13 protein-coding genes and 3 pseudogenes are annotated in these 14,188 nt (G+C 67.8%); 8 read left to right on the forward strand and 8 right to left on the reverse strand.

Features of this window, described 5'->3' with window-relative positions; genetic code table 11:
- Positions 1 to 493: 493 nt before the first annotated feature.
- Entirely contained in the window at positions 494 to 1,234 is a 741-nt protein-coding gene (locus AB0E78_RS33690) for a peptidase E (RefSeq protein WP_361840783.1), read from the reverse strand.
- 201 nt (positions 1,235 to 1,435) lie between these two features.
- Here AB0E78_RS33690 and AB0E78_RS33695 point away from each other — a divergent pair, with 201 nt between their 5' ends.
- Positions 1,436 to 2,569 (forward strand): IS630 family transposase, encoded by a 1,134-nt coding sequence (locus AB0E78_RS33695; RefSeq protein WP_361840786.1) that lies wholly within the window; start codon positions 1,436 to 1,438, stop codon positions 2,567 to 2,569.
- 64 nt (positions 2,570 to 2,633) lie between these two features.
- Positions 2,634 to 2,964, forward strand: a pseudogene (locus AB0E78_RS33700) (transposase); the annotation flags it as partial.
- A 2-nt stretch (positions 2,965 to 2,966) separates the two neighbouring features.
- Here the strand turns inward: AB0E78_RS33700 and AB0E78_RS33705 are convergent.
- Positions 2,967 to 3,197 (reverse strand): annotated as a pseudogene (locus AB0E78_RS33705) (transposase); the annotation flags it as partial.
- Between the two features lie 163 nt (positions 3,198 to 3,360).
- Here AB0E78_RS33705 and AB0E78_RS33710 point away from each other — a divergent pair.
- Together AB0E78_RS33710 and AB0E78_RS33715 are read left to right on the forward strand one after the other, a co-directional pair.
- The gene (locus AB0E78_RS33710; RefSeq protein ID WP_361840789.1) at positions 3,361 to 3,864 is read left to right on the forward strand and encodes an NUDIX domain-containing protein; all 504 of its coding nucleotides are present in this window, start codon (positions 3,361 to 3,363) and stop codon (positions 3,862 to 3,864) included.
- A gap of 306 nt (positions 3,865 to 4,170) precedes the next feature.
- Complete coding sequence (locus AB0E78_RS33715) at positions 4,171 to 4,293, forward strand: hypothetical protein (RefSeq protein WP_361841271.1); 123 nt, start codon at positions 4,171 to 4,173, stop codon at positions 4,291 to 4,293.
- An 11-nt stretch (positions 4,294 to 4,304) separates the two neighbouring features.
- Here AB0E78_RS33715 and AB0E78_RS33720 read toward each other — a convergent pair whose 3' ends face one another.
- Complete coding sequence (locus AB0E78_RS33720) at positions 4,305 to 5,234, reverse strand: recombinase family protein (RefSeq protein WP_361840792.1); 930 nt, start codon at positions 5,232 to 5,234, stop codon at positions 4,305 to 4,307.
- 290 nt (positions 5,235 to 5,524) lie between these two features.
- Complete coding sequence (locus AB0E78_RS33725) at positions 5,525 to 5,725, reverse strand: DNA-binding protein (protein ID WP_361840793.1); 201 nt, start codon at positions 5,723 to 5,725, stop codon at positions 5,525 to 5,527.
- A gap of 183 nt (positions 5,726 to 5,908) precedes the next feature.
- Here AB0E78_RS33725 and AB0E78_RS33730 point away from each other — a divergent pair, with 183 nt between their 5' ends.
- Positions 5,909 to 7,591 (forward strand): tyrosine-type recombinase/integrase, encoded by a 1,683-nt coding sequence (locus AB0E78_RS33730; RefSeq protein WP_361840795.1) that lies wholly within the window; start codon positions 5,909 to 5,911, stop codon positions 7,589 to 7,591.
- Positions 7,592 to 7,711: 120 nt separating this feature from the next.
- Positions 7,712 to 7,918, forward strand: a pseudogene (locus AB0E78_RS33735) (exonuclease); the annotation flags it as partial.
- A 9-nt stretch (positions 7,919 to 7,927) separates the two neighbouring features.
- Here AB0E78_RS33735 and AB0E78_RS33740 read toward each other — a convergent pair.
- Complete coding sequence (locus tag AB0E78_RS33740; RefSeq protein ID WP_361840798.1) at positions 7,928 to 8,374, reverse strand: Lrp/AsnC family transcriptional regulator; 447 nt, start codon at positions 8,372 to 8,374, stop codon at positions 7,928 to 7,930.
- A 121-nt stretch (positions 8,375 to 8,495) separates the two neighbouring features.
- On the opposite strand from AB0E78_RS33740, the gene AB0E78_RS33745 reads away from it, so the two are divergent.
- The gene (locus AB0E78_RS33745; RefSeq protein ID WP_361841244.1) at positions 8,496 to 8,996 is read left to right on the forward strand and encodes a rhodanese-like domain-containing protein; all 501 of its coding nucleotides are present in this window, start codon (positions 8,496 to 8,498) and stop codon (positions 8,994 to 8,996) included.
- 63 nt (positions 8,997 to 9,059) lie between these two features.
- On the opposite strand, the gene AB0E78_RS33750 is transcribed toward AB0E78_RS33745, so the two are convergent.
- Both AB0E78_RS33750 and AB0E78_RS33755 read right to left on the reverse strand, forming a co-directional pair.
- Positions 9,060 to 10,781: a DUF885 domain-containing protein gene (locus tag AB0E78_RS33750; RefSeq protein ID WP_361840800.1), complete on the reverse strand. Its 1,722-nt coding sequence runs from the start codon at positions 10,779 to 10,781 to the stop codon at positions 9,060 to 9,062.
- 35 nt (positions 10,782 to 10,816) lie between these two features.
- Positions 10,817 to 11,332: an Lrp/AsnC family transcriptional regulator gene (locus tag AB0E78_RS33755; RefSeq protein ID WP_361840802.1), complete on the reverse strand. Its 516-nt coding sequence runs from the start codon at positions 11,330 to 11,332 to the stop codon at positions 10,817 to 10,819.
- 60 nt (positions 11,333 to 11,392) lie between these two features.
- Here AB0E78_RS33755 and AB0E78_RS33760 point away from each other — a divergent pair, with 60 nt between their 5' ends.
- Positions 11,393 to 12,661 (forward strand): PLP-dependent transferase, encoded by a 1,269-nt coding sequence (locus AB0E78_RS33760; protein ID WP_361840804.1) that lies wholly within the window; start codon positions 11,393 to 11,395, stop codon positions 12,659 to 12,661.
- On the opposite strand, the gene AB0E78_RS33765 is transcribed toward AB0E78_RS33760, so the two are convergent.
- Positions 12,600 to 14,060, reverse strand: coding sequence for a GNAT family N-acetyltransferase (locus AB0E78_RS33765; RefSeq protein ID WP_361840807.1), 1,461 nt, complete (start codon positions 14,058 to 14,060; stop codon positions 12,600 to 12,602). The genes AB0E78_RS33760 and AB0E78_RS33765 overlap by 62 nt on opposite strands.
- Positions 14,061 to 14,188: the final 128 nt, after the last annotated feature.

The raw sequence follows: 14,188 nt of genomic DNA on the forward strand, positions 1-14,188 counted from the left end.
GGGTCGATGTACATCCCGACGGGAAATGCCTAACGGGGCTCGGTCTCGGTGATCCACATCTCCTTGACCTGGACTTATGTCGTTGCTTCTATTTGGCCTGAAATAGGTGACGTGGCATTTGAGACCGTCGTCAGTCTTTTTGTCTTGCAGGTGTTGTGCACCCTATGGCCCCTATATAGAGACACGCCGAGGATCGGCACCCGTTTGACAAAGACGTTCAAGGGTTCCGTGGCATGCTTTCAAGATGGATTTGATGTGAGACATGAATTCCTGAATTCCTGCATGCCAGTCGCCGGTTTTCAGTAGCAGGTACAAAGGGCCGCAAGCGTGCCGATGCTGCTGCTGCTGCGTCGTCGTCCTAGTGCCGCATCAGGCAACGTTCGCCCGGCGGTGATGTGCCGCCCGGCTGCTGCGCCGGGAGGTATCGAGGTGTCAACCGGACTAAGGGACGACGCGCCGATGAGGACGGCATCACCTGCTTGGCATCACCAGTTCACGCGGGCGGAGTGGACTGATGTACTGGGACGAGCAGACGGCATGGCAGAGCTTGTTCCTTGACTCCGTTGTCCCCGTCTGGCTCTACCCGATACAGCTGGGCCTGAGGCGTGCGAGTCACCGTGTCCGTCAACTGCCCGTCGGTGAAGAGGGCACCGACGCCGTCCCCCACTGCCCAGCCGGCCGGAAGAGCGTGGTTCGCCACGGCCGTCTGATAGGACGAGCGACGCCCCGGCTCACTGTCGTAGTGCGGGCAGACCGAGCCGGAGAGCACACCCAGCCCATCCGAGAGGTGAGTCAGCGGCCCGAAGGAGTCGGTATGTGAGCCCTCGGCCCAGCAGTTGGCGCCGGCGCTGATGCCGCACAGCAGGGTCCCCCGGTCGAAGGCCTCGCGCAGTAGTCGGTCCACGCCGTGCGCACGCCAGACCGCCAGCAGGTTCGCGGTGTTTCCCCCACCCACGTAGACGACATCCTGAGAGAGCAGGAACGATCGCAGGTCGTTGTCATCAAGGTCTCGCCGAAACAGCTGCAAGACGCTGGGCTCGCAGGAGCGTGCCTCGTATGCCGTGAGGAATTGCTCGACGTAGCCGGGGGCATCGCCACTGGCTGTCGGAACGAAGCACACCTTGGGGCGAGGCGCACATACCTGTTCAAGCACCCAGTCATCCAGCAGGCCGTCGTCGTCAGTGGAGAAGCCGCCTCCAAGGAGAGCCAGACGACGTTCCGGAATGACAGCCACGAGGGTGCCTCCTCAGTTCACGATCCAGACGCGGACGATGTCCCGAAAGGTGCCAAGCCATCGGGTCCGTCCGCAATCGAATAGGCCCTCCGCCGACCTGAAGTCATCTCCACGCAGGAAAGGCAGGGCAACCGCGGACCGAGAACGACAGCAAGCCCGTGATCCACTCCTCAGTCCGGAAGGGACGGCCAGAATGATCACGTGGCTGAACGCGTGCGGGTCCGGGAGATCGATGACGACGAGGGAAGGCGATTGCTGTGGATCATTCGCAGAGGCACCGGGTCGGTGGTGACCTGGCGACGGGCCCAGATGGTGCTGCTGTCCGCACAGGGCATGCCCGCGGCGAAGGTCGCCGAGGTGACGTTCACCAACGCGGATCGGGTCCGCGATGTGATCCACAACTTCAACGCCGACGGCTTTGAGGCGCTCTACCCGAAGTACAAGGGCGGACGGCCCAGAACGTTCACACTGCCGGAGCGGCGCGAGATCAAGAAGATCGTCAAGTCCAAGCCGGCCGAGCACGGTCTGCCGTTCTCGACCTGGAGCCTGGCCAAGCTGGCCGACTTCCTGGTCGCCGAGGGGGTGGTCGATGACATCAGCCACGAGGGCCTTCGGGTCCTGCTCCGCGAGGAGGGTGTCTCCTTTCAACGCATAAAGACCTGGAAGACCTCACGCGACCCCGACTACGCGGCCAAGAAGGCTCGCGTCGAGCACCTCTACGCGATCGCCGACGGTGAGGTCATACCAGAGGATGGCGAACCCGAAGTTGTCTTATGCCTAGATGAGTTCGGCCCGCTCAACCTCCAGCCCCACCCCGGCCGACAGTGGGCCGAACGCGGCGGCCGGCACAAGGGCCCCGGCCGCGAGCCGCGGCCCCGCAGGCGGGCCACCTACACCCGCCCACACGGGGTCCGGCACCTGTTCGCCGGCTACGACCTGGCGAAGGACAAGCTCTACGGTCACATCAAGCCGAAGAAGAACCGCACCAGGTTCCTGGAGTTTTGCCGCCATCTGCGCAGCCTCTACCCGCCGAAGATCCGGATCGCCATCGTGCTCGACAACTTCTCCCCGCACCTGACCACGAGGAAGGACACCCGAGTCGGCGACTGGGCGGCTGCCAACAACGTTGAGCTCGCCTATACCCCGACCAACAGCTCCTGGCTCAACCGGATCGAGGCCCAGTTCACCGCCCTGCGCTACTTCGCACTAGACGAAACCGACCATGCCAGCCACAAGGAACAGGGCAGCATGATCCGCCGCTACATCATCTGGCGGAACAAGCACGCCGCCGACGAACGGCTACGCGAAGTGGTCGACAGGGCGAACGTTGCCTGATGCGGCACTAGTACTGCAACGGTGCTTGCGCTGACTGCTGGGCAGCTCCGTCGTTGATGTGGTTATGGGTGAGGGCCTTGCTGATGTGCGTAGGTGGGCGAGTGAAGTGGAAGCCGTGCACGGGTGGTTCGTGCACCGGTTTAACCGGTCCGAGTCGAGGGAGTCGGCGCTGGCCTATATGCAGGGATTGATTGCCTCTCTGGAGCGGAAGAACGGCTGGCCGCTGGAAGCGCGGGCAGGTCATGGCGCGCCGGACCGTATGCATCGGCTGCTGAACCGGATCGGGTGGGACGCCGATGAGGTCCTGGATGACGTACGCGAGTTCGTCGTCGAGAGCCTCGGTGACCGCGATGCTGTCCTGATCGTGGATCACCGGTTTCCTGAAGAAGGGAATCGGGCGGCGGACCAACGTCTTGGCCATGGCCACCTTCGCGGCGAAGCCGACCATGTCATCGATGCTGGCCCGCCGACAGCGATCTCGGTCGTCCGTCCATGACGTGGGCAGATACAGCCGCCGGTCGATCGTCCAGCAGTTCTTACGTGGCAGGTCCGACAGCAGTCCCAGCACCAACCGCCGGGCACACAGCCGGGGTTCGACCCGGGCAAACCGGCCTGCGATGCGGCCCATGGCCTCCTCGAACACCTCCCGCCAACGGCCTGGATCTATGCTGTGACCTGCGGCCACCGTCTCTTCGTCAGTACACACAACTCACGATGATCAACGGTGGCCGCACCCGTCACCGCACCGGCCCTGGCTATCCGCGCGCTGGCCATCACGTACGGTCTGCGGCATGACAGCAGAGGATTCGAAGGCCCCAAAACCCCGGGTGCAGTTGGTCATTGGCATCATCCGCCAAGGCGACGAGATCCTGCTCGTGCGAGAGAGCCTCGGCGCCGCCGGCGAGATCCTCTGGTCACTGCCCGGTGGCGGGGTCGAGGACGGCGAGCTCATGCACGAAGCCCTCCGGCGCGAGCTACGCGAGGAGACCGGCCTGCTGGTAGGCGACCCGGTGCGGACCGCATTCCTCATGCACATCGACTCCGAGCCCTACCCTTCGGCACTGGCCGCTGCCGTCGAGATCGACGAGTGGTCGGGTGCCATCGCGCCACAGGATGACGACATCAAACAGGCCGCCTTCTTCCCCCTGACCGACGCCCTGAAGCTGCTCGGCGAGCTGGACAGCGCAACACAGCGGGAGCCCATCGTCGGCTACCTGACCGGGGATGTCGCGCCCGGGGCCACCTGGCTGTACCGCAACCGAGGTAGAGACGAGACGCTGGTCGCCCGCTGGTGACGCCAGACGATGGCCACCACACGAAGATCACGATCCCCAGCTGGAGTATTAGAGCGCGCCAGATTCTGGCCCGCCGCGTGGGCCCCTGCTGATTGGCCCACCTATCTGAGAAGGCTGTCGGCGCGTAGAACGACGTAGGAGGTGCCGACGACGGTCATTAGCACGTGGTATGAGGGCTGACCTTGCCGGTTGTCACGGTAGTAGGTGCGTCGAGCCTCAGCGTGAGCCGCTGGAGGGTCCAACACCTGTTCAGCGGCTACCTACGCAACTCTGTTGTGGATCACTGTGGGTGGGTGAGAATAGGGGGTGCGCGATGACACCAATCCCCGGCTGCTGCGGGCTTTCCTGGCTGTGGCCGAAGAGCTGCACTTCACCCGCGCCGCCGCCGGCTCTTCGTCGCACTTGCTCGCAGAGGAGCTGCACGGCTAGCCCACTGTTGTTCAGGCAGCCAGCTGTCGCCAGTCGATCAGAACCCGCTTCCCTGGAGCCTGACTGCCCTCGACCCGTCCGACCCGCACATGCTCGACCTCCAGCAGCACCAGCCCGCGTTTGGACGCGAACGGGGCTGTACGCCACCAGGCCACCAGGTCGTGCACGTCACCGATCGGCAGATCGGTCATCTGCTCCAGGTACTTCAACCGGAGCTTGGAGAGCCGCAGATCTTCCTGGCTGGCCTTCTGTGCGGCGACGAATGCGGCCTTCACCATGAGGCCCCGCCCGTACAGATCGCCGATCCCGACGAACCGTTCGTCAGCCCCCGAAATGTGCTCCTTTAGGCGAGTGATCTCCGCCTCGATGTCACACTCCAGCTTCTCAAGCCGCTCACGCGCCCCTGGCTTCAGCAGCTCGGCCAGGACGTGCTCGGCCACGAAGTCTTCGAGCTTCTCGGCGTTGATGCGGGTCTTGCCGCAGCCATCACACTTGTAGGACGGCGGAGCCTCGGAGTGGACGCGGCTGCCGATCATGCCCGCCGTGCACTCGTCACACACGGCGCACCCGCCAGTCATCAGATACTCGTGGGCGTCACGCGGCTTGCCGCGCTTCTCACTGCGTTCCGTGAACAGCTCTTGCAGGCGCAGGAAAACGTCCGGTTCCAGGACCCGCTCGTCCCAGCCGTCGATCGGCTCACCGTTCTCGTCCAGGCCCGCGAGTCGCGGATTGGTCAGAAGCCGGTGCAAAACCTCGCGGCGAAACTCGTTGCCCCGCGGGGTCAGCATCCCCTTGCTGGTCAGCCACCGCGTCGCCTCGGCTTCCGGAGTGCCACCGAACAGCAGTGTGACGGCCTCTCGCAGCAACGGTGCCTCCTGTTGATGCACCACCCCTGCACGCACGTAGCCCGACAACCGTCCCACGCAGCTGACTCCGATCAATTATTCGCACCTGCGACCACTCGTGTCGACATCATGTTAGGGGTCGCTTAGACCTGGCGTAGGCCAATGTATATCGGTGGCCAGGTGGAACATGCATACGATCTGGCTAACTGGCCAGTGGCAACGCGATACTTGCAGGCCAGGGCTCACCATCCCCTGTCAGGTGTGGCGCGGCTCACAGCAACCTGTACGGGGCATCTTCCGTCTTCAGCAGTTACGTGACCGTCGAAACAGCTATGAAAAGTGCCCGGACGCCCGCAAAGCGCGAAACATCCGGGCCGCATAGGTGGCTACACATCTGAAGCGATTCCCAGGGCCTTCCAAAGGCTCACCGTCGACACCTTCTGTGTCTGCCCCAGCGGAATCGTCTGTGCCGGGAATGCCCCATCCTTGATCAACTCATACGCCTTGTCCGAACCGATCCCCAGCGCCCGAGCCGCCGTCACCACACTCACCGCAGCCGGCAGAGACCTCACTTCCTCCACCGACATCCCGCCACGACGCCCCTCAGAACGAGCACGCTGCACAGTCATCACAGATGAGGACAAAGGTGGTCACATCCCTCTTCCCCGCGCCACCTGGCAGGAAGCATACGGCGCCCAAGGAGGCATCCCCTTCGCTACAGCATGATCAGGACACGTAAGGAACAACCCGGCACATTCAGGGGGACCCACGTGTTCGACGGCAGCACCTACAAGCGATGCAAGTGCACCGAACCCAAACTCGACGACAACGGCCAACGCATCGTCGACGCGAACGGCAAACTCCTGGTGCGGGAGCTCGGCTCCGCCTGCCCCCTGTTGAAGAAACGCGATCACGGCACCTGGTACTACTACGTCAAACTCCCCGACGGCCCCGGCGGCAAGCGCCGACGCCCCCGCAAAGGCGGCTTCCTCACCCAGACGCAGGCCAAAGAGGAGGCACAAAAGCTGTGGGATCAGGCCCAAGGCGGCATCGACGTCGACACCAAGGAGACCGTCGCCGAGTACCTCGACCGCTGGCACACCAAGCGCGTCGACCTCAAACGCAAGACCCGCGGCGACTACCGCGACTTCATCGACCGCATCTTCAAACCCGCCCTCGGCCACCTCGCCATACGCGACCTCCGCGACCGCCACATCCAGGAAATGTTCCAGCAGATATGGGCCTTCAACGACATCAAGAAGGCCAACCGGGAAGCGGCCGAGCTGGCCAAACTCGAATACGAGGCAGCCCACCACGCTTGGAGACAAGCCCCTACCCCACGGCCGCCAGAACTACGACAAGCATGGCGCCAGGCCCGAACAGCCCTCAAAGAAGCCCGCACCAAGCCCCGTCAGGACACCGGCCCCGCCTCACAGAAGAAATACCTCGACTGCCTCGCCGCCGCACTCAGTGACGCAACCACCGAAAAACTGATCACCCACAACTGGGCCAAGCTCGTCGTCATCCCCAAATACGACCGCCCCCAACCGCTTGTATGGACTGACGAGCGCGTGGCCCGCTGGCGCGAAACCGGCGAGAAGCCCGGCCCCGTCATGGTCTGGACCCCCGAACAGACCGGCCAGTTCCTCGACGCAGCAGTCAACCACCCCATGTACATCATGTGGCACCTCATGGTGTACCGGGCACCGCGTCGAGGCGAGGCAACAGGCCTGCACTGGACCGAACTCGACATGGCCAAAGGCGTCGCCTACGTCTCCGGGCAACTCGTCACAGACTCCTCCTACAACGTCTGGCAAGACACCCCCAAGAGTCGCAGCGGCCGCCGCGCCATCGCCCTCGACTACGCCACCTTGGCCCTGCTCACCGCCTGGCGCGACGTACAGAAGGCCCAGCGCACCGAATGGGAGGAGAACCACCGCAACGCCCCCAAGGCATACGGATCCTACGTCGACTCCGGCTACGTCTTCACCCGACCAGACGGCCGTCCCCACCACCCCACGAACGTCTCCCAGGCCTTCAACAGGTTCATTCAGCGCATCGGCCTACCACCGGTCCGCCTGCACGACCTGCGCCACTGCGCCGCATCACTCAGCCTGGCCGCCGGCCTGTCGATGAAGGCGATCCAGGCCCTGCTCGGCCACAGCAGCTACCAGCTCACCGCCGACACCTACACCAGCCTCCTGCCGCAGTTCGAACACGCTGCCGCCAACGCACCCGTTGACCTAGTACCGCGCCGCAACGGCGTCGAGAAGCCCACCAACCCACAACCCCCAGCAGCTGAGGCAGACTTCATGAACCCTCCTGCCTCAGCCCATGGGGACGTAGAGGTGCAGCAATATGCACCCCCCGCTGCCGCAGCGGAGACAACAGAGGACCGGCACCTGCGGGTGGTGCGCGCCGCCCCTCGGGATGAGGCATCCGACGCCGCTTGATCGCGGTGTCCCCCGCTCGTCCCCCGCCCATGGAAAATGCCCCTCGGAGATCACTCCGGGGGGCTCTTCATACGCTGTTTACCCTGGTCAGAGCTGGATTACCAGAGCACATCAATCTGCGACACGCTCTTCATCGACGAGGGCTTCGGCAGCCTCGACGACCAGACGCTCGACGAGGTCCTCGACGTCCTGGACTCACTGCGCGAGCGGGACCGCAGCGTCGGCATCGTGAGCCACGTCGCGGACCTGCGGCGCCGCGTGCACGCGCAGCTGGAGGTCGAGAAGGGGCGCGCGGGCTCGATCGTACGGCAGCGGGGCGGGGTGTGAGGGCCGGGTTCAGCGGCCCAGCGGGCGCCTCGGCAGGGGAGAGGAGTAGACGATGCTGGTCGTCACGGACCCCAGCGCGCCGATCTTCCCCGCAACCTCCTCGAGGTGGCCCATGGAGCGCGCGGCGACCTTGATCACGAAGCAGTCGTCACCGGTGACGTGGTGCGCCTCCAGGACCTCGGGGGTCACCTCGACCAGGTCGTGGAACGGCTTGTAATTGCCGTTCGGGTAGCGCAGGCGCACGAACGCCAGGATGGGCAGGCCCAGCCGCTCCGGGTCGACCACGGCCGCGTACCCCTGGATCACGCCCGCCTCCTCCAGGCGGCGGACCCGTTCGGTGACGGCGCTCGGGGACATCGCGACGGCACGTGCCAGCTCGGCGTAGCTGGCGCGGCCCTCGCGCTGGAGGACATCGAGGATGCGCCAGTCGGTGGCGTCCGTGGAATAACCGGTCATGCCTGAGAGGTAACAGGGGAATCCCCGGCCGATCAAGAGGTACGCCGGTGATCGTCTCTTCTGGGCCGGCGGCTTCGCCCGTAGATTTCTGGTCATGAGCACAGTGACGAACGCAGAGCCGATGACCGCCGCGAGCACTCCGGACGCCGCCGCGAGCGCCCCCCATGCCGTCCTGCGGGTGGCCCCCGCCTCCCCGGCTGCCGCCGCCGCGTACTTCGGCGCGAGCCTCGCCTTCCACGCAGACGTGTCCGACGTGGCCTCGGCGCTGGCCGCCGAAGGCGACCCCGGCTTCGTCGTGGTCGACTCCCGCTCGACGGCCTCCTGGGACCAGGGCCACATACCCGGAGCGATCCACCTCCCCACCGCGCTCATTCCCGAGCAGGCGGAGCAACTCCTCGACAAGTCCGTCCCGGTCGTCACGTACTGCTGGGGCCCCGGCTGCAACGGGGCGACGCGCGCCGCCCTGGCCCTCGCCCAGCTCGGCTTCCAGGTCAAGGAGATGCTGGGCGGCTTCGAGTACTGGGCCCGCGAGGGCTTCGGGTTCGAGACCTGGGAGGGCAGCGAGCGGCGCACTCCCGACGGCCTGACGGCCCCGCTGGACGCGGAGGACTGCGGCTGCTGAGAGCCGGGCGCGGCCCCGCGGGGCCGCGCCGTGCCCGCGGGGCAGGCGACCGATGCGGGCGTTCTAGAGCGCCGACAACTCGTCCACCAGATCGTCGAGCCCCAGCGACCCCTGCGACAGCGCGGCCATGTGCCAGGCCTTCGCGTCGAACGCCTCACCGAGCCGCCGCCGCGCGTTCTCGCGCCCCAGGAGCCAGGCCCGCTCGCCCAGCTTGTAGCCGATGGCCTGGCCGGGGATGGAGAGGTAGCGGGTCATCTCGCTCGCCACGTAATCCGTGGGACGGCTGCAGTGCGCGTCGTAGAACTCCTGGGCGAGGTCGGGCGTCCAGCGCTCGCCCGGGCGGAAGGGCGAGTCCGCCGGGATCTCCAGCTCCAGGTGCATGCCGATGTCGACGATGACCCGCAGCGCCCGCATCATCTGCGCGTCCAGATAGCCGAGCCTGCGCTCCGCGTCCTTGAGGAAGCCGAGCTCGTCCATGAGCCGCTCCGCGTACAGCGCCCAGCCCTCCGCGTTGGCGCTGACGATGCCGATGGTCGCCTGGTAGCGCGAGAGGTTCTCCGCGACGTGCGCCCACTGCGCCAGCTGGAGGTGATGGCCGGGCACACCCTCGTGGTACCAGGTGGAGACCAGGTCGTACACGGGGAAGCGGGTGTCGCCCATCGTCGGCAGCCACGTCCGCCCGGGGCGCGAGAAGTCCTCCGACGGGCCCGTGTAGTACGGGGCCGCGGCGCCGCCCGGCGGGGCGATGCGGGACTCCACCTTCCGTACCCGCTCGGCGAGTTCGAAGTGCGTGCCGTCAAGCGCCTCGATCGCCTCGTCCATCAGCTCCTGGAGCCAGACCCGCACCTCCTCCACGCCCTCGATGTGCGTGCCGTGCTCGTCGAGGTGGGCGAGCGCCACCCACGGCGTGTCCGCGCCGGGCAGGATCTTCTCGGCCTCGGTGCGCATCTCGCCCAGCAGCCGGTGGAATTCGGACCAGCCGTACGCGTACGCCTCGTCGAGGTCCAGGTCGGCGCCGTTGAAGTAGCGGGACCAGCGGGCGTAGCGCTCGCGGCCCACCGTGTCGGGGGCGCCCTCGATCGCGGGCGCGTACACGTCCCGCATCCAGTCGCGCAGCGCCACGACCGAAGCGGTGGCGGCGCGGGCCGCGGCGTCCAGCTCGCCGCGGAGCGACTCCGGGCCCTCCGCGGCGAACTCCTCGAACCAGCCGCGGCCCTCGTCGCCGCCGGGACCCGCCCACTCCCCGAGCTGCCCGATGAAGATGTCGGTGGGCCGGGGAGCCGCGAACAGCTTGCGCTCCAGGCCGAGTTCGAGCGAGGCGCGGTAGCCCTCGTACGCGGCGGGCACGGCACGCAGCCGTTCGGCGATCGCCGACCAGTCCTCGTCCGTCTCCATCGGTGTCACCGTGAAGATCTCGCGCACCGCGTGCGGAATCGTGTGCAGATTGCCGACCGCGCGCAGCCCCTCGTCCGCCTCGTGCACGGCGAGTTCGGCGGTGAGCCGCTCCCGCAGCAGCCGCGCGCACCGGCGTTCGGCGTCACTGCCGGCGCCGGGCAGACGCTCCGCCGCGTCGAGCCGGGCGAGCGTCGTGCGGGCCAGCTCCGCGATGGCGTCCTGGCCCGCGGGCGAGGTGTCCGGGAGCTTGCCGTGACTCGCCTTGACGCCGAGATACGTGCCGTTGATGGGGTCGAGGGCGATCAGGTCGTCGACGTAGGCGTCGGCGACCTGGCGGGGCAGCAGAGGGCTGCCGCTGTCGCTCGTGTTCGGGATCTTCGTGTCTGACATGCGGCCATCCTCGTATGCGGCAGGCGCCCCCGTCATCAGGATTGGCCGGAGGACGCTCCTTGGTCATCATCGGCTCCCGGGCCCGGCGGCAGGAGGGGGCCGCACTCCCACTGCTGGAAGATCAACCGCGTCTCCACGCGTGCCACTTCACGCCGCGCCGTGAACTCGTCGAGGACGAGCCGCTGGAGGTCCGCGGTGTCGGCCACCGCCACATGCACCAGATAGTCGTCGGGACCCGCGAGATGAAACACCGAGCGGGATTCCGGCAGCGCCCTGATCCGGTCCACGAACGGTCCGACCAGCTCCCGCCGGTGCGGGCGCACCTGCACGGAGAGCAGCGCCTCAAGGCCGCGCCCGAGCTTCGCCGGATCGAGCCGGAGCTGGTGTCCGAGGATCACGCCGGAGCGGCGCAGCCGGGAGATGCGGTCGAGACAGGTCGACGGCGCGACGCCGACCTGGGCCGCGAGATCGCGGTAGGTGATCCGGGCATCGTTCTGCAACAGCCGCAGTATGCGGAGATCCACCGGGTCCAGTACGACAGAATCAGCCACTTGCCGAACGTAGCACGGGGTTCAACTACCCAGCACCGGCCTTTGTTCAGGCTGTGGGGCATGGAGACGAACACGGAACCCCGCACCGGATCCGGCCACCAGGACCCGGTGCCGGCGCCACTGCCGGGAACCCCGGCGCCGACCGTACCGCCCGCACCCCGGGCCCTCGCCACCGAGGCCGTGCACGCCGGACGCGACGACCTCGCCGGACTCGGTCTGCACGCCGCCCCGATCGACCTGTCCACCACCTACCCCTCGTACGACACCCGGGGCGAGGCCGCGCGTATCGACGCCTTCGCCGCCGACGGCACCCTGGACGACGGACCGCCCGTCTACGCCCGCCTCGCGAACCCCACCGTCGCCCGCTTCGAGACCGCCCTGGCCCGGCTCGAAGGCACGGAGAGCGCGGTCGCCTTCGCCAGCGGCATGGCGGCGCTGACCGCGGTCCTTCTCGTACGGGGAGCGGCGGGCCTGCGCCATGTCGTCGCCGTCCGCCCGCTGTACGGCTGCAGCGACCATCTCCTCACGGCGGGGCTGCTCGGCTCCGAGGTGACCTGGGTCGACCCCGCGGGGATAGCCGACGCCATCCGCCCCGACACCGGCCTGGTCCTCGTCGAGTCGCCCGCCAACCCGACCCTCGCCGAACTCGACCTGCGTGCGGTGGCCCACGCCTGCGGCACGGTGCCGCTGCTCGCCGACAACACCTTCGCGACGCCCGTCCTGCAACGGCCCGTCGAGAGCGGCGCGCGGCTCGTGCTGCACAGCGCCACCAAGTACCTCGGCGGACACGGCGACGTACTGGGCGGAGTGGTCGCCTGTGACGAGGAGTTCGCGCGGCAGCTGCGGCAGGTCAGGTTCGCCACCGGCGGGGTGCTGCATCCGCTCGCGGGCTATCTGCTGCTGCGCGGTCTGTCCACGCTGCCGGTGCGGGTACGTGCCGCCTCCGCGAACGCGGCGGAACTCGCGCGGCGCCTGGCCGCCGACCCGCGTGTACGCCGCGTGCACTATCCGCGGCTCGGCGGCGCCATGGTCGCCTTCGAGGTCGAAGGAGACCCGCACGCGGTGACCGCCGGGGTGCGTCTGATCACCCCGGCGGTCAGCCTCGGCAGCGTCGACACGCTCATCCAGCATCCGGCGTCCATCAGCCACCGCGTCGTGGACCCGGCGGACCGGCGGTCGTCCGGCGTGAGCGACAAGCTGCTGCGCCTGTCGGCCGGTCTCGAGGACGTCGAGGACCTGTGGCAGGACCTCGACCACGCCCTCGGCGTCAGTGCCGCTCCGCCCGCCCCTGCGGCTGGTCGTACGGCAGTCGTGAACTCACCGGCGTAGCTTCGAGGCGGGCGGTGATGACCAGCGTGCCCTCCTCGATCTGGTAGTCGAGGGGAAGCCCGAGTCCGCGCATCGCGGCGACCATGCCCGTGTTGGACGCCTGCGTCACCGCGTACACGCTCTCGCAGCCCGCCTCGATCGCCATCGTCACCAGGCGGCCGAGCAGCTCGCCGCCGATGCCCCGGCGCTGCCAGTCGTCCTCGACGAGCAGGGCGATCTCGGTCTCGTCGCCGTCCCAGAGGAGATGGCCGATGCCGACGATCCGCCCGGACGCCGTCCGCACCGCCAGGGTGCGGCCGAACCGCGGGCTGAGCAGGTGCTTGAGATAGCGGTCGGCGTCCCGCACGGGGCCGTGGTAGCGCATCCCGAGGGTGCGCTGCGAGCAGCGTTCGTGCATGGCCTTGGCCGCGTCGACGTCGGCGGTGTCGGCCCGGCTCACGGTGATGGAGCTGCCCTCGGCGAGAGTCAGTACGTCCTGGCTGCGCGGGATGCGCGGGCCCAGCCGGGTGTCGAGCTCGACCAGGGCACGCGCGCGGGCGAACTCGGTGGGCGTGAACGGCAGATACGGCCGCTCCACGGTGATCACTTCGCCCTCCGGGGCCCGCAGCCGGAGCACCGTCCCCTCCCCTTCGAGCGCGCCCTCGACGGGTGCGCCGTCGGCGGGCTTGCCGGCCCGCGGTCCGGACGCGCCCTGTGCCTTGGCGGGCAGCGACCGGATGGTGCAGCGGCCCAGCAACTGGCGCAGTGCGAGCGGGAGTTCCGCGGCGTCCAGGGCGGTGCGGGTCGCCAGGCCGAGGATGCGGGTGGGGGCGTCCACCAGGTCGTGGGCGTCCGCACGCTCGATCCAGGTGCCCGAGCCGCCCGCGTGGGCGACGCCCCGGGTGATCTCGGCCGCGGGCAGGTCGGCGGGGGCGCGCAGCAGGAACTCGTCGACGGTGCCTTCGGCCAGCGGGTGCGCCTGGAGGCTCAGGATGTCGACCTTGCCGTGGGCCAGTGCCGTGCACAGGGCGGCGAGCGAGCCGGGCTCGTCCCGCACCGTGGTGCGCATGCGCCACAGCGCCGTCGCCCCCGCGGACGACTCCGTGGCGATGGCCCCGGCCTGCTCCATGGCCGTCATGGGCCCGGTCCGCCGCCCGGCGGCGTGCGGCCGGGCGCCCGTATCGTCCGCCGCCGGGGGTGCGTGGTTGTGGCGGCGTGCCCACCATGTGTGGAACCCGACCGTGGCGAGCAGCGCCACGGCCGAGATCACGAGCAGGGCGGGGCCGTCGGGGCCGTGCCCGATCATGTTCGCCACCGCGTCCGCCACGGCCACGGCCGTGAAGAGGGCGGCGAGTTCCACCAGATCCCGCCGCCAGTGGTGAACGGGACGGCCGTGTTTGGTTCGCTTCACATCAGACATGTCAGCACTCATACAGTCACTGTGGATGAGGGGTGTTGCGTGATCGCGAACGTTCTGTGACTGACGAGTTAAGATGCCTTCTGCCCGATTAGTTCATCTTTGGTCTTTCGCGATGTCCGGACGCGACC

The sequence above is a fragment of the Streptomyces sp. NPDC032198 genome, assembly GCF_040636975.1.
Classification (GTDB): domain Bacteria; phylum Actinomycetota; class Actinomycetes; order Streptomycetales; family Streptomycetaceae; genus Streptomyces.